The 21,051-nt window shown below is 62.5% G+C and carries 21 protein-coding genes; 12 read left to right on the forward strand and 9 right to left on the reverse strand.

Annotated features, from left to right (window positions below):
• Positions 1–8: 8 nt before the first annotated feature.
• Together AC07XZ_RS21240 and AC07XZ_RS21245 are read right to left on the reverse strand one after the other, a co-directional pair.
• Positions 9–2,246 carry an ATP-binding protein gene (locus tag AC07XZ_RS21240; protein ID WP_102687393.1) on the reverse strand — a complete coding sequence of 746 codons (2,238 nt, stop codon included), beginning with the start codon at positions 2,244–2,246 and terminating at the stop codon, positions 9–11.
• Positions 2,243–2,848 (reverse strand): biliverdin-producing heme oxygenase, encoded by a 606-nt coding sequence (locus AC07XZ_RS21245; RefSeq protein ID WP_102687392.1) that lies wholly within the window; start codon positions 2,846–2,848, stop codon positions 2,243–2,245. Before AC07XZ_RS21245 ends, AC07XZ_RS21240 begins: the two co-directional genes overlap by 4 nt.
• A 274-nt stretch (positions 2,849–3,122) precedes the next feature.
• Between AC07XZ_RS21245 and AC07XZ_RS21250 the strand changes: the two genes are divergently transcribed.
• Positions 3,123–3,743 (forward strand): LysE family translocator, encoded by a 621-nt coding sequence (locus AC07XZ_RS21250; protein ID WP_085748308.1) that lies wholly within the window; start codon positions 3,123–3,125, stop codon positions 3,741–3,743.
• Here AC07XZ_RS21250 and AC07XZ_RS21255 read toward each other — a convergent pair.
• Entirely contained in the window at positions 3,740–4,153 is a 414-nt protein-coding gene (locus tag AC07XZ_RS21255; protein WP_039770856.1) for a VOC family protein, read from the reverse strand. The genes AC07XZ_RS21250 and AC07XZ_RS21255 overlap by 4 nt on opposite strands.
• 109 nt (positions 4,154–4,262) lie before the next feature.
• On the opposite strand from AC07XZ_RS21255, the gene AC07XZ_RS21260 reads away from it, so the two are divergent.
• Together AC07XZ_RS21260 and AC07XZ_RS21265 are read left to right on the forward strand one after the other, a co-directional pair.
• On the forward strand, positions 4,263–5,345 hold the full coding sequence (locus tag AC07XZ_RS21260; RefSeq protein WP_085748307.1) for a bifunctional transcriptional activator/DNA repair enzyme AdaA: 1,083 nt from the start codon (positions 4,263–4,265) through the stop codon (positions 5,343–5,345).
• 57 nt (positions 5,346–5,402) lie between these two features.
• Complete coding sequence (locus tag AC07XZ_RS21265; RefSeq protein WP_085748316.1) at positions 5,403–6,029, forward strand: DNA-3-methyladenine glycosylase family protein; 627 nt, start codon at positions 5,403–5,405, stop codon at positions 6,027–6,029.
• Between the two features lie 223 nt (positions 6,030–6,252).
• On the opposite strand, the gene AC07XZ_RS21270 is transcribed toward AC07XZ_RS21265, so the two are convergent.
• The 3 genes from AC07XZ_RS21270 to AC07XZ_RS21280 all read right to left on the reverse strand — a co-directional run bounded on the left by AC07XZ_RS21270 (position 6,253) and on the right by AC07XZ_RS21280 (position 9,452).
• Entirely contained in the window at positions 6,253–7,350 is a 1,098-nt protein-coding gene (locus AC07XZ_RS21270; RefSeq protein WP_102687391.1) for an extracellular solute-binding protein, read from the reverse strand.
• Positions 7,351–7,352: 2 nt separating this feature from the next.
• The gene (gene aguA, locus AC07XZ_RS21275; protein WP_102687390.1) at positions 7,353–8,468 is read right to left on the reverse strand and encodes an agmatine deiminase; all 1,116 of its coding nucleotides are present in this window, start codon (positions 8,466–8,468) and stop codon (positions 7,353–7,355) included.
• Between the two features lie 99 nt (positions 8,469–8,567).
• Positions 8,568–9,452 (reverse strand): LysR substrate-binding domain-containing protein, encoded by an 885-nt coding sequence (locus tag AC07XZ_RS21280; protein WP_102621920.1) that lies wholly within the window; start codon positions 9,450–9,452, stop codon positions 8,568–8,570.
• A 122-nt stretch (positions 9,453–9,574) separates the two neighbouring features.
• Between AC07XZ_RS21280 and AC07XZ_RS21285 the strand changes: the two genes are divergently transcribed.
• Positions 9,575–10,063 (forward strand): GFA family protein, encoded by a 489-nt coding sequence (locus AC07XZ_RS21285; protein ID WP_102687389.1) that lies wholly within the window; start codon positions 9,575–9,577, stop codon positions 10,061–10,063.
• Positions 10,064–10,120: 57 nt separating this feature from the next.
• On the opposite strand, the gene AC07XZ_RS21290 is transcribed toward AC07XZ_RS21285, so the two are convergent.
• Both AC07XZ_RS21290 and moaB read right to left on the reverse strand, forming a co-directional pair.
• Complete coding sequence (locus AC07XZ_RS21290) at positions 10,121–11,326, reverse strand: molybdopterin molybdotransferase MoeA (protein ID WP_102687388.1); 1,206 nt, start codon at positions 11,324–11,326, stop codon at positions 10,121–10,123.
• The gene (moaB, locus tag AC07XZ_RS21295) at positions 11,323–11,862 is read right to left on the reverse strand and encodes a molybdenum cofactor biosynthesis protein B (protein ID WP_102687387.1); all 540 of its coding nucleotides are present in this window, start codon (positions 11,860–11,862) and stop codon (positions 11,323–11,325) included. The genes AC07XZ_RS21290 and moaB overlap by 4 nt, the downstream gene beginning before the upstream one ends.
• Positions 11,863–12,160: 298 nt before the next feature.
• Between moaB and AC07XZ_RS21300 the strand changes: the two genes are divergently transcribed.
• The 8 genes from AC07XZ_RS21300 to AC07XZ_RS21335 all read left to right on the forward strand — a co-directional run bounded on the left by AC07XZ_RS21300 (position 12,161) and on the right by AC07XZ_RS21335 (position 20,191).
• Entirely contained in the window at positions 12,161–13,060 is a 900-nt protein-coding gene (locus tag AC07XZ_RS21300; protein WP_102687439.1) for a LysR family transcriptional regulator, read from the forward strand.
• Between the two features lie 252 nt (positions 13,061–13,312).
• On the forward strand, positions 13,313–14,155 hold the full coding sequence (gene fdhD / locus AC07XZ_RS21305; protein WP_102687386.1) for a formate dehydrogenase accessory sulfurtransferase FdhD: 843 nt from the start codon (positions 13,313–13,315) through the stop codon (positions 14,153–14,155).
• The gene (gene moaC, locus AC07XZ_RS21310; RefSeq protein ID WP_102687385.1) at positions 14,152–14,637 is read left to right on the forward strand and encodes a cyclic pyranopterin monophosphate synthase MoaC; all 486 of its coding nucleotides are present in this window, start codon (positions 14,152–14,154) and stop codon (positions 14,635–14,637) included. The genes fdhD and moaC overlap by 4 nt, the downstream gene beginning before the upstream one ends.
• A complete protein-coding gene (locus tag AC07XZ_RS21315; protein ID WP_074687836.1) occupies positions 14,634–14,885 on the forward strand; it encodes a MoaD/ThiS family protein in 252 nt (83 codons plus the stop codon). The genes moaC and AC07XZ_RS21315 overlap by 4 nt, the downstream gene beginning before the upstream one ends.
• A gap of 3 nt (positions 14,886–14,888) precedes the next feature.
• Positions 14,889–15,350 (forward strand): molybdopterin synthase catalytic subunit MoaE, encoded by a 462-nt coding sequence (gene moaE / locus AC07XZ_RS21320; protein WP_085748298.1) that lies wholly within the window; start codon positions 14,889–14,891, stop codon positions 15,348–15,350.
• 390 nt (positions 15,351–15,740) lie between these two features.
• The gene (gene chrA / locus AC07XZ_RS21325; RefSeq protein ID WP_102687384.1) at positions 15,741–17,084 is read left to right on the forward strand and encodes a chromate efflux transporter; all 1,344 of its coding nucleotides are present in this window, start codon (positions 15,741–15,743) and stop codon (positions 17,082–17,084) included.
• Positions 17,085–17,509: 425 nt separating this feature from the next.
• Positions 17,510–18,874: a glutamine synthetase family protein gene (locus tag AC07XZ_RS21330; protein WP_102687383.1), complete on the forward strand. Its 1,365-nt coding sequence runs from the start codon at positions 17,510–17,512 to the stop codon at positions 18,872–18,874.
• A gap of 33 nt (positions 18,875–18,907) precedes the next feature.
• Entirely contained in the window at positions 18,908–20,191 is a 1,284-nt protein-coding gene (locus AC07XZ_RS21335; RefSeq protein ID WP_102687382.1) for an NAD(P)/FAD-dependent oxidoreductase, read from the forward strand.
• A gap of 49 nt (positions 20,192–20,240) precedes the next feature.
• On the opposite strand, the gene AC07XZ_RS21340 is transcribed toward AC07XZ_RS21335, so the two are convergent.
• Positions 20,241–21,026, reverse strand: a complete 786-nt coding sequence (locus tag AC07XZ_RS21340) for a DeoR/GlpR family DNA-binding transcription regulator (protein ID WP_102687381.1) — start codon at positions 21,024–21,026, stop codon at positions 20,241–20,243.
• Positions 21,027–21,051: the final 25 nt, after the last annotated feature.

Consider the following 21,051-nt stretch of genomic DNA (forward strand, 5'->3'; position numbering starts at 1 on the left):
GGCTTTTTTCAGTCCTGACGCGGCACGGTGAAGCGGAATTCACTGCCCTGCCCCGGCTCACTCTCGGCAACGATCTGCCCGCCATGGGCCTCGACGATGCCCTGCGTGATGTACAGACCCAGCCCGGTGCCGGTCGGATTGCCTTCCTTCACCGTCCAGTAACGGTCGAACACGTGCGGCAAGTGATCCTTGGGAATGCCTTCGCCGCTGTCGCGGACCGTGAAGACGATGTCGTCACCGACCGATTTGGCATACACATCGACCGTGCCCAGGCGCGGAGTGAACTTGATCGCGTTGCCGACCAGATTCGACAGCACCTGAAACAACCGCTCGGGGTCGGCATGGATGCTCAGGTCGGGATCGGCCTCGAACGAGATGCTGATGTCCTTGTCCAGCGCCAGCGGCGCGAGCAGCGATTGCGCCTCTTCGAACATCTGCGCGACATCGAGTTTCTGCGGCGCGATGGTGTAGCGCCCGGCATCGATTTTCGAGGTGTCGAGCAAGTCTTCCAGCAGCGTGTTCATGCGCCCGGCGGCTTGTTGCATGGTGTCGATCGCAGTCGAGATGCGCCGCGAAGTGTGCGGCCCGTCCGAGCTGAAAGCCTTTTGCATCATGCCGCAGAGCATCGAGATCACGGTCATCGGGTTGCGCAGGTCGTGGGATACCACCGCCACCAGTTCGTCGCGGGCACGCACCGCTTCCTGCTCGCGGCGTACCTGGCGGGCCAGATCGTTTTCCAGGGCCGAGCGACGCAGGTCGTTGGCGGCGAACAGATCACCGTGGCTCCACTTGGTGGAAATCCCGGCCATCTCGACCTTCCAGATTTCGAACGAGGTACGCGGCCGCAGACGCAGGCCGGCGTCGGAGCTTTCCAGGTCCAGCGGCTTGCGCGGGTCGCCGCTCCAGTTGATGTTCTCTTTGACTTCGGGGCGGAACCACAGCACCCCGTTGTCCACCGGCTTGGGCAGGCTCATGGCGAGCACGCCGCTGGCGACCTGCTGATAGTGCGCGGCTGGCGGGTAGACGCTGGCCAGGTGATGACTGGCAAACACCGGCTCGCCACGCTCCTGCAGCCATTTGTGCAGGGCGCGGATTTCTTCCGGCTCCGGGCAGTTGCCGTAACGGTGCAATTGCTTGTCTTCGATGATCGCGATGCCGCCGGCATTGGCCAGCGCCATCAGGACTTGTGGCTGGTTGGCCAGGCCATCGAAGACGTTCTGTGGCGAATCGATCATCGCCTGATTGAGCAGCGCCAGCGCCTCGACCTTTTCCTCCCGTTGACGGCTGACTTCCAGCGCTTCCATCGCGCTGATCTGCAACGACAGCACCTGGCCGATGGTCTGGCACGCCGTGCGCAACTCGTGCGGCACGTGCAGCGGCTGGCGGTTGCCGCAACTGATCAGGCCCCAGAGCCGGTCGCCCTTGAGCAGGGAAATGCTCATCGAGGACAGCACGCCCATGTTCTTCATGTACTGGCAGTGGATCGGCGACACGCTGCGCAATGTGGCGAAGCTCAGGTCCAGCGGGGTCTGGGTGTCCGGGCGCAACTTGGGCACCAGTGGCACCGGTTGGTAGTCCGCGTTCGGAATGATCCGCAGCCAGTTGGTGCGGTACAGCTCGCGGGCCTGCTCGGGGATGTCCGAGGCCGGGAAAAACAGACCGTTGAAGACTTCCATCGACGGATCGGACGCTTCGGCGATGACCTGACCGTGGCCCTCTTCCTCAAAACGGTAGATCAATACCCGGTCGTAACCGGTCATGGCCTGGATTTCCTTGACGCTGATGTCGTAAAGCGCCTGCAGGCTCTGGGCCTTTTGCAGGCGCGCGAGCATCCGCCCGAGGTGGGTTTCGGTGCCGGCGACGTTGCGCGGCTGGAAGTTTTCGACGTGGATTTCCAGCTCCAGAATCAGCACATCCTGATGCCGGTGCAGCAAGCCTTCGAACGCGGTGCCGTTGAGGCGAAAGTGCAGCGGCGGCGCATCGGACAGGGCCGGTTGCTGCAAGGCCTCGCGAACCTGCGCGGCATGGACATCGCCGATCAGGCTTTGCAGTGGCTGGCCGATCAGCTCTTGCGCCGGTCGCGCGAGCAAGGTCTCGACGTTGGCGCTGATCTGAATGATCGAAAGGTCCGGCTCGCTCAGGGTCAGCAGCAAACCGTGCGGCTGGATCGCGCCGGGAAAGCGGATCGGCTCGTCGGCGCAGTTGGCCAGCAACTCTTCAAAGGCTTCTTTGTCTTGCGGGTTCATACCAGAACCTCCTGACTTTCGAGCCACTGCTCGAAACAACTGAATGTAGTGTGGGCCGCCGCCACGACGGCTTTACGCTCGTCGGTGTCCATCGGGCGACTGCCCAGGTATTCGATGAAATCGCGCCAGCGCCGGCCGGTGGCGGCACCGTAAACGTCCAGAAATGCCGCGCCGTTTTCCGCGCCCAGGCTCAGCCGTGTGGCGATCTCCCGACGCAGGATCTGCCCGCCGAGAGTCGCGCCTTCCAGCACATACAACACGCCCAGACACGCGGCGGCGGAGTCGATGACGGGCAACCGGCGGCAGATCGGAAAATCGCCACCATTTGCGCCCAGCGCTTGCAGATCGCGTTGCAGGGTCGGTGCCTTGAGGCGGGAAGCCAGATCAAAATCAGCGGGAATCGCGTCGCTGTCCTGCAGCACGGCTTCCAATGGCTGATAGAAGCCGTAATAGGCGCGCATCAGTCGCTCGAAAGCGTGCAGATCAAGGGTATCGGAGAAAAAAGGAAGGCGCTTTTCAAGTGCAATGTGCAGTTCGGCCGTGCCGGCGCGCAGATCCTGCAACACCGGTGGTACATGAACCTCGCGGGCCTTTGCTTGCATGTAGTCGCTCGTACAGTGGGCCGCCTGGGGCCATGGGGGAATGGAGAAGCATGGCGCGAAAGCTTACACGGCAATGGTAGTTTCTGACCCGGCAGATGGGATTCTCTGATGAATTCATCAACCTGTGAAGGGTTAAGAGCTGACCGGACGGCAGAAAGTTCGAAGGAATTCACTGCCGATAGTCGCTGTACCGCGACTCTGGCGCCTGACTGTACGGTTCAGGCCCGCACACCCGCGTGATAAAAATACCGCTCCCGTCACCGGAGCCCGCACCATGGATCTCGCCACCCTCTCCCTGTTTCTGCCCGCCTGTTTCGCCCTGAACATGGCACCGGGGCCGAACAATCTGCTGTCGGTCAGCAACGCCACCCGTTACGGCTATCGGCGCGCCTGCGTGGCGGGTGTCGGACGATTGCTGGCGTTTGCCGGGATGATCGCCCTCGCGGCGGCGGGGCTGGCGGTGGTGCTGCAAACGTCCGAGCTGTTGTTCTATGGGATCAAGATTGTTGGCGCGGGGTATCTGTTGTATCTGGCGTGGCAGCTGTGGCGGGCCAATCCTGCCGCCGAAGACGCGGTGACTGCGCCGACGAGCGGGATTCTGGCCCTGGCGCGTCAGGAATTCCTGGTGGCAGCGGGAAATCCAAAAGCAATCCTGATCTTCACCGCATTCCTGCCGCAATTCGTCGACCCGAACCGCGCCATTACTCCGCAGTTCATGCTGCTGGGCGTGCTGTTCCTGCTGCTGGAATGGATCGCCATCAGCGCCTACGCGTATATGGGGCTGCACATGCGCCGCTGGTTCGCCGAGCCGCGCGGCAAACGGATTTTCAACCGTTGCTGCGCGGGGCTGCTGTCGGCAGCGGCTTCGGTGTTGTTGATGGCCAAGCGGGCCTAAGCTTCGGACGGGCCTTTGAGTTCGACCTGATTGCCGTCCGGATCGAAGCAGTACAGCGACAGGCCGTAGCCCTCGGCGCCGAAACGGGTAGCGGCTTTTTCGACGGTCAGGCCGCAGGCTTGCAAATGGCTGACCAGCGCCGCTTCATCGAACGGCTCGATGCGCAGGCAGAAGTGATCGACATTGCGCCGTTCGCTGCCGGCAGCGGCGCCGCCCTTGCGGCCGATTTCGCCGTCGAGGTCGACCAGATCGATCATCGACGTGCCGGCGCGCAGGTGCACCAGACCGAACTTTTCGTTGCGCTTGACCACTTCGGCGCCGAAGACCCGGTCGTAGAAATCAATGCTGCGTTGCAGATCGGCGACGCGCAGCACGATGTGATCGATGTGTTGAATCGTGAACGGTGGCATACCTTCATTTCCCGAGTTGTAGCGACCCGATCACTGTAGTGCAGCGGCCCGAAAATTCACTGTCGATTTTTCGGTGGAGCCATCGAATAACTGGTTTTATCCTCGGCCCATGAACATACAGACCGCTGTCCTGCCCCCTCACGCCGAAATGGTTCGCGCCATGCTCGCAAGCGACACCGCCTATGAAGGCGTGTTCTTCACGGCCGTGAAAACCACCGGGATCTTTTGCCGCCCGACCTGCACGGCGCGCAAGCCGAAACCGGAAAACGTCGAGTTCTTCGCCCACGCTGACGACTGCCTGTCCGCCGGTTATCGCGCCTGTCTGCGCTGCAAACCGCTGGACGCTGCGGCCATCGCTCCGGACTGGGTGCAGCGACTATTGAAAGCCGTCGACGCCGATCCCGAGGTGCGCTGGAGCGATGCGCAATTGCTCGCCGAGGGCATCGAACCGTTGAAGTTGCGGCGCTGGTTCAAACAGCATTTCGGCATGACCTTCCATGCGTGGCTGCGCACGCGCCGGCTCGGTGTGGCATTGGGCGGGATCAAGCAAGGCACGTCCATCGACCACGCGGCGTTCGACTCCGGTTATGAATCCCTCAGTGGTTTTCGCGATGCGTTTCAGAAGTCGTTCCACATCACGCCGGGACGCGCGGCAACCAGCGAGCCGCTGCTGTTCACCCGCCTGACCACCCCGCTGGGGCCGATGATCGCAATGGCCGAGCGTCGAGGGCTGGTACTACTGGAGTTTCTCGACCGTCCGGCGCTGACCCGGGAAGTCGAGGAGCTGCAAAACCGATACGGCTACGTGGTCGCACCGGGGCAGAACGCGCATTTGCAGCAGATCGACAACGAGCTGGCGCTGTACTTCGCCGGCAAGCTGAGCGAATTCAGTGTGCCACTGCACCTGCCCGGCAGCGAGTTTGCCCGGCAGGTCTGGAGCGAACTGCGGCAAATCCCCTACGGCCACACCAGCACTTACGGCGCCATCGCCGCACGCTTGGGCAAACCCGGCGCCAGCCGAGCAGTGGGGCTGGCCAACGGGCACAATCGGCTGTCGATCGTGGTGCCGTGCCATCGGGTGATCGGTGCGGACGGCTCATTGACGGGCTATGGTGGTGGGCAACCGCGCAAGGCGTTTTTGCTCCGGCTGGAAAACGCCGCCGTGCAGCTGACGCAACAACTGGCTTTCTGACAAATCGACACCCACGCCCCTCCCGGCTTTCAAATCAACGGATCACCGAAGTTGCCGATACCCGATCCCTATCAACCGGCCAGCGAGTTTCTGGCCAGCCTCGACGCCGACTGGCAGCGCCACATTGCTGCGGTTGGCCCCTGCCTGCATCAGCCGCATCCGGCGCGCGATCCCTATGAGTCGCTGGTGCGGGCGATTGCCTATCAGCAACTGCATGCCAAGGCTGGCGATGCGATTGTCGGGCGGCTGGTGGGGTTGTTTCCCGGGCAGACGTTTCCGCGTCCGGAGCAGGTTCTGGCGACGGACTTCGACCGATTGCGCAGTTGCGGGTTTTCGGCGGGCAAGATTGCGACGATTCAGGGGATTGCCCAGGCGACTCTGGACGGCGTGGTGCCGGATTACTCGACCGCGCTGGCGATGGAGGATGAGGCGCTGATCGAGCGGTTGGTCAGCCTGCGCGGGGTTGGGCGCTGGACGGTGGAGATGTTGCTGATCTATAGCCTGGAGCGGCCGGATATTCTGCCGGCCGACGATTTTGGGGTGCGCGAGGGGTATCGGCGGTTGAAGGGGCTGGAGGTGCAGCCTGCACGCAAGCAGATGATTGAGATCGGGTTGGCGTGGAGTCCGTTTCGGACGGTGGCGGCGTGGTATTTGTGGCGGGTGCCGAAAAGCCCCTCACCCTAACCCTCTCCCGGAGGGAGAGGGAATCGATCGGGGGATATTGGAGAGCTCCGCCGACCTGAAACATCAACTGTGAATCCATAGGCGCCAAGACGTGAGCGAACCCATAGTTGCCAACACGTTGGTGAATCCATAGTCGCCTCGGTGTTTCAGGTCGATGTATAGCGTAAGACACCTCGGTCGGCTCCCTCTCCCTTTGGGAGAGGGCTGGGGTGAGGGGCTTGGGCTACAGACCGGATTTCAACCGACTGAACGCGCGAATCAAAGCCCGGTTGAACGCCTTGCCATTGTCATTCTTGCTATACAACGAAGCCCTCACCGCCTCCGGCGGATAAGTCCCCGGATCATTACGAATCGCAGGATCGATCAAGCCATCCGCCGCCGTGATCGCATTGGCGTAATGAATCGTATCGGTAATCGGCGCAATCACCTCGGGTGTCATCAAATAATCCATCAATGCCAATCCGGCCTCGGGGTGCGGTGCATCCTTGGGAATGACCATGGCATCAAACCAGATCAGCGTGCCCTCCTTCGGAATCCGGTAATTCAACTTGAACGGTTTTTTCGCCGCTTCAGCCTGACCTGCCGCGATGGCAACGTTGCCGTTCCACGACATCGCCACGCAGGTGTTGCCGTTGGCCAGGTCGCTGATGTTCAGGTCATTGTCGAAATAGCGGATGTACGGGCGGATCTTCGCCAGTTGCTGCTCGGCGAGTTTCAGGTCGTCGAGGCTCTGGCGGTTGATGTCCAGGCCCATGTACTTCATGACTGCCGCGAACACTTCGTTCGGGTCGTTGAGCAGGCTCACCCCGCAATCGGCGAATTTCGACACCACTGCCGGATCGAACAGCATCGCCCAACTGTCCCTCGGCGCGTCCGGCAGGCGCTGCTTCACGGCCTCCTCCTGATAGCCGACGCCAGTGGTACCCCAGGCGTAGATCCCGGCGTAGCGGTTGCCCGGATCGAACACCGCCATGTGCTGACGGAACTCCTCGCCGACCCCGGCAAAGTGCGGGAGCTGCTGCTTGTTCAGGGTCTGGATCGCGCCGCTCTCGATAGCCCGCGACAGGTGCTGGCCGGCGGTCAGCACCAGGTCGTAACCGCTGCGCCCGGTGAGCAGTTTGGTCTCGACGGTTTCCAGCGAATCGAAGTGATCGGCGACCACCCGAATCCCGGTTTTCGCCTCGAAATTCTTCAGGGTATCCGGGGCCAGGTACTCGCCCCAGATGTACAGGTTGACAACCGGTTTCGCCGTTTCGGCAGCCTGCACACACAGGGGTGCAAGCACCAGCAATAACGCTTTACTCAGTTTGTGCAGGCCCATGGTCAGGCTCCTTTTTTCTGGCCGGCGTATTGCGGCATGGTGATGCACGCGACGTTGCCGCCACCGAGCAGGATTTCCCGGGAGTTCTCGATGCCGACGATCTTGTGCTGCGGGAACAGTTCGGCGAGGGTCGCCAGCGCCACCTGATCGTTGCGATCACCGAACAGCGGCACCACGATCGAGCTGTTGCCGGCGTAGTAGTTGATGTACGACGCACAGATTTTCGTGCCGGTCTGACGGGTGTGGGTGCTGTCCTGCTGATCGAGGCCTTCGGCTTCTTCAGCGGTCCACTCCAGCACGTCCGGTTGCGGCAGTTTGTGCACGATCAGCTCGCGGCCACGGCTGTCGCGGGTGCTGCGCAGGATGTCGTAGGCCTCTTGATAGATTTCCCATTGCGGATCGTCGCGGTTGTCGGTCCATTGCAGCACCACTTCGCCGGGGCGCACGAAGCACGCGAGGTCGTCGACATGGCCGTCGGTTTCGTCAAACTTGCAACCGCGTGGCAGCCAGATCACTTGCTCGGCGCCGAGGTAATCGGTCAGCCGGCGGGTGACTTCGTCCTTGCCCAGGTGCTGGTTGCGATTGCGGTTGAGCAGGCATTGCTCGGTGGTGAGGATGCTGCCCTGACCGTCACTCTGGATACCGCCAAGCTCGGCAATCAATGGCGCGCGATAGCGGTCGAAGCGTTCGATTTCGAGGATCTTGCTGGCGATCTGATCGTCCTTGTCCCACGGGTAGTAGAGCCCGCCGTCGAGGCCGCCGTAGGCGTTGAATTCAAAGTCGACACCACGCACTTCACCGCTCTGGTCGTTGACCACGAAGCACGGGCCGCTGTCGCGGAACCAGGTGTCGTTGCAGGTCATTTCCACCACCCGCACTTGTGGCGGCAACTGGCGGCGGGCCGTGGCGAACTGGGAGGCCGATGCGCAGACCGTCACCGGCTCGCTCTGGGAGATCGCGGTGACAATCTGCACCCAGACTTTCTGTGCAGGCTTGGCGCCGTTGCGCCAGACGTCGGTGCGCTCCGGCCAGCCGAGCCAGCAGCCGGACTTGGCTTCGAATTCGCCGGGCAGACGGAAGCCGTCCTGTTTCGGGGTGGTGTCGAGCAAACGTGCCATGGTCAAACCTCGTCGTCGGGATGGGAATGACCTCAGGCTACGGTCGCGGGCAGTCGGGCCGCCAACGATGATTATTTCGGAACAGTTGAATTCAACTCATCAATCCGCCAGTTGATCGTTGAACCATTCCAGCATCTGCGCCACCGCCGGACGCTCCAGCCGCACCCGCTCGCAGACCAGCGCGTATTGCCCCAGCGCGGTCATGCTGGAGGTGAACGGGCGCACCAGACGCCCGCTCTGCAAATCCTCCTGCGCGGTGAGGTTGTCGCCCATCGCAACGCCCTGCCCTTGCGCCGCCGCCTCCAGCGCCAGACCGGCGTGGGCAAAATACAACTGGCGCTCCGGACGCAGGTCGCCGGCATGGCTGGTGAGCCACGCGGTCCAGGTCTTGCCGTCCTGATCGTCGTGCAGCAGGCAGTGCCGGGCCAGATCCTTGGGGGTTTTCAGGTTGCCCTGGTTGAACAGCCCGGGGCTGCACACCGGGAAAAACTGCAGCGCCGGCAATGGGCGAACGAAGTACGCGCTGCTGTCCACCGGGCCGGTGCCATAGGTGATCGCCAGATCAATGTCTTCGCCGGGTGCGGTGGCGTCGATCGGTTGTTCGTAGAGGTGCAAGGTGATGTGCGGATAACGCGCGTAGAAATCGGTGAGACGATTCATCAGCCACTTCTGCGCCAACTCCGCCGTGACCGCCAGCCGCAACACCGCGAGCGAGGACGGATCGCGCAACTCGTCGCAGGCATCGCCGATCAGTTCGAAGGCCTGTTGCAGGCTCTGCATCAAGCGCCCGGCGGCGATGGTCGGGCGAATCTGTCGGCCCTCGCGGATGAACAGCGACACGCCCAGTTGCTCTTCGAGCTGGCGGATCTGATGGCTGACGGCGCTGTCGGTGACGCACAGCTCAGCGGCGGCGCGGCCGAAATGCGCGTGGCGGGCGGCACACTCGAAAGTTCGCAGGGCGGCCAGGGAAGGTAGTCGGCGCATGGGTGTGGATCCCTTTTTTGCGGACATGCTGACCGGGCTTTTCGCAGGCGTCCATAGCGGCGGCACAGGCAAGAGATTTCTTCTAGGCTGAACCGCACCGACGAAAACACCGGAGGCCACTCATGCACCTCGAAGGCTCCTGCCACTGCGGCGCGGTTTCATTCACCCTCGACAGCGCCCACCCCTACCCTTATCAGCGCTGCTACTGCTCGATCTGCCGCAAGACCCAGGGCGGTGGCGGCTATGCGATCAACCTCGGCGGCGACGCCGCCAGCCTCAAGGTGCGCGGGCGCAAACACATCACGATCTACCACGCGAAAATGAAAGACGAAGGCGATGCCCGCGCCCACCGCAGCAGCGCCGAGCGACACTTCTGCTCGTTGTGCGGCAGCGGACTGTGGCTGTTCAGCCCGGAATGGCCGGCGCTGATCCACCCGTTCGCCTCGGCCATCGACACGCCGCTGCCGGTGCCGCCGGAACACACTCATTTGATGCTCGGTTCGAAGGCACCGTGGGTCGAAGTGCAGGCGAGCAAGAAGGATCAACAATTCGAGGTCTATCCCGAAGAATCCATCGCCCAATGGCATGAACGGCTGGGATTGACCCGATAGCCGTCTTCACAGTCTTCGACAGTTTCCCGGCAAGCGGTTTGCACCTTTTAATCGCGCTCAGAACAGCTCGCTGAACGGAATGAAACGCAGCGGGTCGCCAATCTGCAAGGTGCTGTTCTCGGGGATTTCCACCAGTCCATCGGCCCAGGTCGCGCCGAGCAGAACCCCGGAACTCTGGTTCGGATACAGCGCCGCCTGCCCGCCCTCCAGACGTACCCGCAGATACTCCCGACGGCTGCCAGGTTTCGGCCAATCGAAGCCGGCGTTGACCGTGAAGCTCAGCGGCATCACCTCTTCCACGCCTTGAATGCGCAGCAGGTACGGGCGCGCCAGCAGGCCGAAGGTCACCAGCGCCGAGGTCGGATTGCCCGGCAGGCCGATCACCGGCACCGAGCCAAAATGCCCGACCGTCAGCGGTTTACCGGGTTTGATCGCGAGTTTCCACAGCAGCGGTTTGCGGTTGTCGCGCAGCACCTGACCGAGGCAGTCGGCATCACCGGCAGACACGCCGCCCGTAGTCAGAATCAGATCGGCTGCCACTTGCAGTTGCTCGAGTTTGAGCCGGGTCTGCGCCGGGCGATCGGGCAGAATCCCGGCGTCGATCACTTCGCAACCCAGTTCGCGCAACCAGTGGTCGAGCAAAGTGCGGTTGCTGTTGTAAATGCTGCCGGGGCGCAGCGGTTGCCCTGGTTCCACCAGTTCATCCCCGGTCGAGAGCAACGCCACGCGCGGACGACGCACCACCGGCAAACGGGTCATGCCCTGCCCTGCGGCGACGGCCAGTTCGAACGGGCCGAGGCGTTTGCCGGCGCGCAGCAAGGTGTCGCCGACGCGGTTCTCCTGGCCCTGGGCGCGGATGTTCTGCCCGACCTTCAGCGGTTGCAGGAAACGGACGCGGCCGTCTTCAAGCACCTCGACGTTTTCCTGCATCTCCACGCAATTGGCGCCCATGGGCAACGGCGCACCGGTGAAAATCCTTGCGCAGGTGCCGGATAGCAAGGCGTCCGGCGCCATCCCGGCATAGACCCGTTGCGACACGCTCAACGGCTGGCGATGCAGGTCGGCAAAGTTGAAGGCGTAGCCGTCCATGGCGCTGTTCGGCCACGGCGGCAGATCGAGGGTGGCGACCAGATCGCTCGCCAGCACGCGTCCGCGCGCTTCATTGAGCGGCACCGATTCGCTGTCCGGCAGACGTTGTTCATCAGCCATCGCCAACAGTTGGTCGAGGGCGTCCTCGACCGGCATCAAACCCGGCTTGCTCATCCGCGCGGCCCGCAGGCTTGCACCGGTTTGAGGTGCGGAACGAAGTTGCACGGGCGATGACGGTTATCCAGTTGTTCAGCAAGTATGCCTTCCCACGCGGTGCGGCAGGCGCCGGTAGAACCCGGCAGGCAGCACACCAGCGTGCCGTTGGACAGGCCCGCGAGCGCGCGACTTTGTACGGTCGAGGTGCCGATGTCGAGAATCGAGATGGCGCGAAACAGCTCGCCGAAACCGTCGATCTGCTTGTCCAGCAGGCAGGCCACAGCTTCCGGAGTGCTGTCACGCCCGGTGAAACCAGTGCCGCCGGTGATCAGCACCACTTGAATGTTGTCGTCAGCGATCCACTGCGCGACCTGGGCGCGGATCTTGTACAGGTCGTCCTTGAGCAGGTTGCGCTCGCTCAGGGTGTGGCCTGCCTCCAGCAGACGGCTGACCAGCAACTGGCCGGAAGTGTCACTGGCGTAATCGCGGGTATCGCTGACCGTCAGCACGGCAACATTCAGGGGAACGAACAAGGCATCCGATTTAACACTCATGGCACTCTCCGGCCGTCGTCAATTCAATGGATGACGAGCCTAAGTGCCGCTTGTGAGGACTGTCTAATCACTCTGGCCAACCAAACTATCGACCAGCTCTATCGGTGATTTTTTTCAACCCCTCGACCGCGGTCCGGGCCAATGAAACCGGGGGTCATCGAAACCCTCGATAGGCTCGTAAACACTGCCGATTGGACGAAAAAAGCCCTCGATGGGATCGTCGCTGCCTGCGCTTTTCGTGCGCCGTACGCATCTGCGTCAATACTCAATCAAAATTCCTTATCGAGCAGGTGCCGTCGTGGACATCAAACAACTCAAGTTCCTGATCGCGCTGGACGAAACCCGCCACTTCGGCCAAGCCGCCGCGCGCTGCCACATCACCCAGCCGACCCTGTCGATGCGCCTGCGCAATCTGGAAGACGAGCTGGATCTGGTGCTGGTCAATCGCGGCCAGCGCTTCGAAGGGTTCACCCAGGCCGGCGAGCGCGTATTGGCCTGGGCCCGCACGTTGCTGGCCGCCCACGACGGGTTGTTTGCCGAAGCTGCAGCCTGCCGCGGGCAACTGGTCGGTAGCCTGCGCCTGGGTCTGGTGCCGCTGAGCAACTTCAATCCGGTGAATTACATTCAGGGTTTGTCAGGGATATTTCCCGAGCTGAAATACAGCCTGTCGTCGCTGAGTTCGGACGAGATCATCGAGGGCCTGGGCAACAATCAGCTGGACCTGGGCGTGTGTTATCTGGATCACGTCAACCCGAACTATTTCGAGTTTTTCGAGATTGGCGAGACCCGCGTCGGCCTGCTCTACGACACCCGCCACTTCCATTTCGAAGGCCCGGAAATGAGCTGGGAAGACGCCGCCGAACTGCCGCTGGGGATGATCACCACCGGCATGCACTACCGCAAATCCATCGACCTGAGTTTCCGCAGTCGCGGGTTGAATCCGCAGCCGATCCTGGAAAGCGACTCGACCTACCAACTGCTGCAGGCGATTCACCAGGGCTTCTGTTGCTCGATCATGCCGCTGGACAGCGGCCTGGAAGAGCCGATCGAGCACCTGGCCTTCATCAACCTGCCGGATGCCAGCGTGCTCGCGCCGCTGGGGCTGGTGATGCGCAAGACCGAACCGCGCTCGGCGATTGCCGAGAAGTGTTTTGCCGAGGCGCGCAAGATGTTCGGAATCGAGGCGCCAGCCGAATAAATGTGTTGAATGTCAGGCCGCCATCGCTGGCAAGCCAGCTCCCACAGTGATTGAGTTAGTCACAAATTCTGTGTTTGACACGAAAACTTGTGGGAGCTGGCTTGCCAGCGATGAGGCCTTATCAGTCAACACCTATTCTCGGCCTGAAAGCGGTCATCGACCAATCCAATCACTGCATCGGAACAAGCGATTGGACGCACTTTTCCCTGCCCCGTAGCCTGAACCCACTTCAGCGCTTCGGGGATTTTCAGGATGCTGTGCCAAGTTGAACAACTCATCGAACCGGGCGACGCCAACGCCCCCGCGCCACAACCGGCGCAAGTGGCCTACCGCGAATACCTCGACGACGCGCCGGTGTCCCACGCGGCACTGGCGGCCGAAATCGCCCTGGCCATCAGCTACAACGGCCTGAATCAGGCGGTGATGATGGTCTCACCGGGCAACATCGAGGACTTCATTCGCGGCTTCAGCCTGAGCAACGCGATTGTCGACCGCCTCGACGATATCCACGACATCCGCCTGACCCATTTCGACCAGGCCTGCCAGGCCGACGTGCAGATTTCCAGCCGCGCGTTCTGGGCCCTGAAGGATCATCGCCGGCAGATGGCGGGCACCAGCGGTTGCGGCCTCTGCGGTGTGGAAGCCCTTGAGCAGGCGCTGCCGCAACTGGAGATCCTGACCCCGACACCGTTGCCACCCGCCGCGCATTTCGACGGCATCCGCCAGCGCATCGAACAGGCCCAGCAACTGGCCCGCAGCAGCGGCGCCCTGCACGCGGCGTTGTACTTCGACGCCGACGGCGAAGCGCTGCTGTGCCGCGAAGACATCGGCCGCCACAACGCCCTCGACAAGCTGATCGGCGCACTGCAGTTCGAAGGTCTCGATGCGCGTCAGGGCTTCGTCGTGGTCACCAGCCGTTGCAGCCTCGAACTGATCCACAAAGCCGTGCGCGCCCGCCTCGGCACCCTTGTCAGCCTGTCTGCCCCCACCGCGCTGACCGTGCGTTGGGCGCTCAAGCACCGCCTGAACCTGATCCACGTCCCGCACCGCAACGCCCCGCGAATCTACAGCCCGATCCAGGAGCCCACCGCATGAGCAACACCCTCACCCACCTCGACGAACAGGGCCGCGCCAACATGGTCGACGTCAGCGACAAAGCCGCCACCCGCCGCGAAGCCACCGCCCAGGCCTGGGTGCAGATGCGTCCGGAAACCCTGCAAATGATCCAGTCCAACGGCCACCCCAAGGGCGATGTGTTCGCCGTGGCGCGGATCGCCGGGATTCAGGCCGCCAAGCGCACCCACGAGTTGATTCCGCTGTGTCATGCGCTGCTGCTCAGTTCGATCCACGTCGAGCTCGAGGCCTGCGAGCCGGACCGCGTGCAGATCACCAGCACCTGCCGCCTCACCGGCCAGACCGGCGTCGAACTCGAAGCCCTGACCGCCGCCAGCGTCGCCGCGCTGACTATCTACGACATGTGCAAGGCGGTGGACCGGGCGATGGTGATCGGCGACATCCGCCTGCTGAGCAAACAGGGCGGCCGCTCCGGCCACTTTCAATGGGAGAACCCGCAATGATTCTGATCAACTACTTCGCCAGCTACCGTGACCGGCTCAATCTGGGCGGTGAAAAGATTCCGGCCAGCGACACCCTCGCTTGTGTTGAAGACGTGCGGCAGATGCTGATGCAACGTGGCGATGTGTGGCGTGAAGTGCTCGGCGCCGGCAACCTGATGTGCGCGGTGAATCAGGAGCTGTGTCAGCCGGATCAGACGATCGAGGATTTCGACGAGATCGCGTTTTTCCCGCCCGTCACGGGGGGTTGAGGCATGGGTGTTCGAGTCCAGCGTAAAGGCTTCGATGCCGGTCAGTTGATTGCCGACCTGCATGCGCGCAATCCACGGGTGGGCGCGGTGGTGAATTTCATTGGTTATGTACGGGATCTGAACGTCGGGCAGTCGGTGACCGAGCTGTTTCTGGAGCATTATCCGGGCATGACCGAGAAGGCTCTGGAGCATATTGCCGAACAGGCCCGCGAGCGTTGGCCGCTGATGGCGGTGGAGATTGTGCATCGGGTCGGCGCATTGTCGGTGACCGAGCCGATCGTGTTTGTTGGCGTCAGCAGCAAGCATCGGCATGCGGCGTTTGAAGCCTGTGCGTTCATCATGGATGTGCTGAAAACGCGTGCGCCGTTCTGGAAGCGTGAGACTACCCAGGAGGGTTCGCATTGGGTCGAGGCGCGGGAGAGTGATCAGGATGCGGCGGTTCGCTGGAGTCTGGCGCATGCCTGAAGACCGAAAGCCCTCACCCTAGCCCTCTCCCAGAGGGAGAGGGAACCGACCCGGGGATATTGCAGTACTACGCCGACCTGAACCTATAGCGTTGAATCCGGATGCCGGTCTGAACGCATAGGACTGAATCCGAATACCAGTCTGAGGGCAGTTTGCCGAATCCGAATACTGAACTGAACGCATAGTGTTGAATCCGGATGCCAGTCTGAGGGCGGTGTGCTGAATCCATAATCGACTCGATTCTTCAGGTCGATGTATGACGCAAGACACCTCGGTCGGCCCCCTCTCCCCCGGGAGAGGGCTGGGGTGAGGGCTGCAATCTGGATACCACTCCTTAACAAAAGCCTGATTAGATAGCCGCTCCACCACAACTCAACTCGGGAGCCACACTTGAGCCAAACGCCAAAAGACTTGCCCCGTCCTCAACCCATCACCCTGCGCCAGGCCTGGCCGTTCTGGCTCAAACTCGGCTGCATCGGCTTCGGCGGGCCCGCCGGGCAGATCGCGATCATGCATCAGGAACTGGTGGAGCGCCGGCGCTGGATCTCGGAGCGACGTTTCCTGCATGCGCTCAACTACTGCATGTTGCTGCCAGGCCCCGAGGCCCAACAACTGGCGACTTACATCGGCTGGCTGCTGCACCGAACCCCTGGCGGCATATTGTCCGGAGTGCTGTTTGTATTGCCTTCGCTGCTGATTCTGATCGCTCTGTCGTGGGTCTACATCGCGTTCGGCGACGTGCCAGCGGTGGCCGGAGTGTTTTACGGAATCAAACCGGCGGTGACCGCAATTGTGCTGCACGCGGCCCATCGCATCGGCTCCCGAGCCTTGAAGAACAGCTGGCTGTGGGCGATCGCCGGGGCAGCGTTCGTGACGATTTTTGCCTTCAACGTACCGTTCCCGCTGATCGTGCTCGGCGCGGCATTGATCGGCTATTTCGGCGGACGCTGGGCGCCACAGCGGTTCAGCAACGGCGGCCATCGCGGCGGCGAAAAATCCTTCGGCCCGGCGCTGATCGATGACGATACTCCGCCGCCCGAACATGCACGGTTCAGCCTGCCGAGGCTGCTGCGTCTGCTGCTGATCGGCGCGTTGCTGTGGTGCCTGCCGATGGCGTTGCTGACCGCGTTGTTCGGTTGGGACGGCACCTTCACGCAGATGGGCTGGTTCTTCACCAAAGCGGCGCTGCTCACCTTCGGCGGCGCTTACGCTGTGCTGCCTTACGTGTATCAGGGCGCGGTCGGACATTACGGCTGGCTGACGCCAACGCAGATGATCGACGGCCTGGCCTTGGGCGAAACCACGCCGGGGCCGCTGATCATGGTGGTGGCGTTTGTCGGGTTCGTCGGGGCCTATGTGCAACCGACATTCGGCCCGGAACATGCGTTCGCCGCCGGCGCGCTGGCCGCGACGCTGGTGACCTGGTTCACCTTTCTGCCCTCGTTCCTGTTCATCCTCGCTGGCGGCCCGTTGGTGGAGTCGACGCACAACGAACTGAAATTCACTGCGCCACTGACCGCGATCACGGCAGCGGTGGTCGGGGTGATCCTCAATCTGGCGTGTTTCTTTGCCTGGCACGTGTTCTGGCCCAATGGATTCGCCGGGCAACCGGACGTTTTCTCGATCCTGCTGGCCCTGGCTGCCGCCGTCGCCCTGTTCTTTTTCAAGCGCGGCGTGATCGAGGTGTTGATCGTTTGCGCCCTCGTCGGGCTGGGGTTTTACCTGCTGCGCTGAACCGGGGGGCACGCCACCGCTCGCGGAATCAGGCGTTTACTTATCCGGGGATTCCCCCTTACTATCCAGCCACACCGGCAGGGCGGGACTCTCCCGCCGCCGACGTTTTCCGCCAACGGAAACACGCGTCATGAGCACGTCACTCCAACAATCAGAATCGTTGAACGTCTCTGCACTGTGCGCCCTCCTTCACAGGGGCCGCGCATGAATCGCATCGTCAATCTCCCCATGGCCCTGAGCCGTTCCAAGCTGCGTCACTCCGCACGCCCGCCGGATATCTGCCTGCCCGTCTGATCGCGCCGGTAAAAAATCGCGACAGCTCCCCCTCTTTTTTCGATATCCCTGCCAGGACGCCCGCGCCTTTTGCCGAGCTGCGTCCGGCCCGAATCTGCGCGCCTGTGCGGCGCCATCGTGAGTGATTGATTATGAAATTCGCAGCCATTGAAGACGCTCGTAACTTTCTTGAGCAGAACCCCGACATCGACATGATCGAGCTGTTCATCCTCGACGCCAACGGCGTGCCGCGCGGCAAGCTGTTGCACCGCGAAGAACTGCTCGCCGTATACGAAAGCGGACGCCCGCTGCCAAGCACCATTCTCGGCCTGACGGTGCACGGCGAAGACGTGGAAAACTCCGGTCTGGTGTGGGACGTCGGCGATATCGACTGCCGCGCCTACCCGCTGGAAGGCAGTCTGGTGCGCTTGCCGTGGCGGCAGATTCCGACCGCTGCAGTGCAGGTCAGCATGCACCCGGAACAAGGCATGCCGGCGAGCATTGCCGACCCGCGTCACCTGTTGATCAAGGTCATCGACCGTTTGAAAGCCGAGGGATACCACCCGGTAATGGCCTGCGAGCTGGAGTTCTATCTGCTCGACGCCAAACGCGATCACAACGGTCGCCCGCAACCGGCGCTGGATGCCGACGGTGGTCGACCGAGACACACGCAGGTCTACGGGTTGCGTGAGCTGGAGCAGATCGAACCGTTCCTCGCCGACCTCTACAGCGCCTGCAAGCTGCACGGCATTCCGGCGCGCACGGCGATCTCGGAATACGCGCCGGGCCAGGTGGAAATTACCCTCGAACACGGCGATGCACTGGAGGCGATGGACCAGGCCGTGCGCTACAAACGACTGGTCAAAGCCGTGGCGCACAAGCACGGGATGCAGGCGACGTTCATGGCCAAGCCGTTCGATCACCTGGCTGGCACCGGCATGCACATGCACGTCAGTCTCGCCGATGCCGAGGGGCGCAATCTGTTTACCTCCGAAGATCCGGCAGGCACCCCGCTGCTGCGCACGGCGATTGGCGGGATGCTCGCCTCGTTGCTCGATTCGCTGCTGCTGTTCTGCCCGAACGCCAACTCCTACCGGCGTTTTCAGGCCAACAGCTACGCGCCTCTGGCACCGACCTGGGGCGTCGACAACCGCACCGTCAGCCTGCGCGTTCCGGGCGGCCCGGCCAACACCCGACACATCGAACACCGCATCTGCGGCGCCGATGCCAACCCGTATCTGGCAGCGGCGGCGATCCTGGCGGGCATTCATCGCGGGATAAAAGAAGACATCGATCCGGGTGAGCCGGTGGAAGGCAACGGCTATGCGCAGGCAAAAGAATTGCTGCCGACCGACTGGCTGACCTCGCTCACGGCACTGGAAAATTCGGTGTGGGCACGGGACGCGCTGGGGCAGGAATTCCTCGGGGTGTATCTGGCGGTAAAACGTGCGGAATACCGGCAGTTCATGGCCGAAGTGGGTGAGCAGGACTGGCGCTGGTATTTGACCGAAGCCTGATCCTTTTTTCCTCTTTTTGCCTTGGATACTGAAATGACTGAACGCAGCAATTCCTACTACACCGCGACCCTCAACCGCGACACCGACTACCCGACCCTGCAAGGTCGGCACAAGGTCGATGTGGTGATCATCGGCGGCGGTTTCACCGGCGTCGCCACCGCCGTCGAGCTGGCCGAGAAAGGCCTGAAAGTCGCCATCGTCGAAAGCCACAAGATCGGCTGGGGCGCCACCGGGCGCAATGGTGGGCAGGTCACCGGCAGCCTGTCCGGCGACGGTGCGATGCGCAAACAGATGCGCAACACCTTGGGCGATGAGGTCGATGATTTCATCTGGCACCTGCGCTGGCGCGGCCACGAAATCATCAAGCAGCGGGTCGAGAAATACGCCATCGATTGCGACCTCAAGCACGGCCACTTGCACGCCGCGTACAAGCCGAGCCACATGGCCGGTTTGCGCAGCGACTACGACGAAGCCGTGCGCCGAGGGATGGGCGACGAGGTAAGCCTGCTCGACCGCAGCCAGGTACGCGATCTGCTGCAAAGCGATCTCTACCACGGCGCAATCAAGAACACCCGCAACATGCATTTGCACCCGCTCAACCTGTGCATCGGCGAGGCTCGGGCGGCGGAAAGCCTCGGCGCGCTGATCTTCGAAAACAGCGAAGTGCTGGAAATCATTCACGGTGACAACCCGGGCGTGCGCACGGCCCACGGCCAGATCGACGCCAATCAGGTGCTGCTGGCCGGCGACGTCTATCACAAACTCGAACCAGGCCAACTCAAGGGCAAAATCTTCCCGGCCATGGGCGGCATCGTCACCACCGAACCGCTGGGGGATCTGGCCAAGCAGATCAACCCTGAAGACCTCGCCGTTTACGACTGCCGCTTCGTCCTCGATTACTACCGCCTCACCGCCGACGGCCGCCTGCTGTTCGGCGGCGGCGCCAACTACAGCGGCAAGGATTCACGGGACATCGCCGGCGAACTGCGGCCGTGCATCGAACAGACCTTCCCGGCGCTCAAAGGGGTGAAGATCGATTACCAGTGGAGCTGCGCGATGGGCATCGTCATCAACCGCATCCCGCAACTGGGCAAGCTTTCGGACAACGTCTGGTATTGCCAGGGCTACTCCGGCCACGGCATCGCCACGACCCACATCATGGGCGAGATCATGAGCCGCGCGATCACCGGGCAGATGCAGCAGTTCGACACGTTTGCCGCGTGCACGCACATTCGCGTGCCAATGGGCGATCTGCTGGGTAATCCGATGCTCGCGGCCGGCATGTGGTACTACCAGATGCTGGAAAAACTGCGCTGATCGAACAGGCCCCATCGCCAGTGATGGGGCCTTTTTTTGCCACAAATCCTCAGTCGGGCAACTGCTCCACCTCAATCCCCAACCGCCGATAATCCTCGACACTCCCCGACGCCACATGCCGTTCGGTGATCAGCGTGTGCAAGCGCTCGCACGGCGCCACCACAAACGGCTCCACCGCGCCGAGCTTGTCCGCCGTGGTCACGGCAATCACCCGCGCCGCACAGTCGAGCAGCGCCTGCTTGACCGGCACCTCATCGAAATGCAGCGAGGTGATGCCCACCTCCGGATGAATCGCGCAGACCCCGGTGATCGCCAGATCCGCCTTGATCCCCGACAGCAGCCGCAGCGCCTCGTGACCGCCGGCGGCCATGGTTTTCGGATTGAGCTGCCCGCCCGCCAGAATCACCTTGATGCCCGGGTATTCGGATAGCGCGATCGCCGTCATCGGTGACGCCGTGACCGCCGTGAGGCTGATGTCCCTGGGCAACGAGCGCGCCACCTGCAACGAGGTGGAACCAGAGTCGAACATCACCGTTTGCCCATTCCGAATCTGCTGCGCCGCCAATTGCGCCAGACGAATCTTCACCTCGTCGATCTCGTCCAGCCGGGTGAAGTAATCCTTGCCGGTGTCCTTGGGCCTCGGCAGCGCGCCGCCGTGCACTCGCTGTACCAGCCCGGCGTTGTCCAGCTCGGCCAGATCGCGGCGGATGGTGTCTTCGGACACCGCAAAATGCAGGCTCAACTCGGACGCCATGACCTTGCCGTCACGTTCGAGGATCAGAAGGATTTTCTGCCGGCGCAGGGAGGGAAGCTCGGAAGCGGAATGATCGTGCATGGTTTTGCCTGTTTGTGCTTGTCGT

The sequence above is a fragment of the Pseudomonas sp. GW458-11-26-14-LB4 genome, assembly GCF_059423925.1.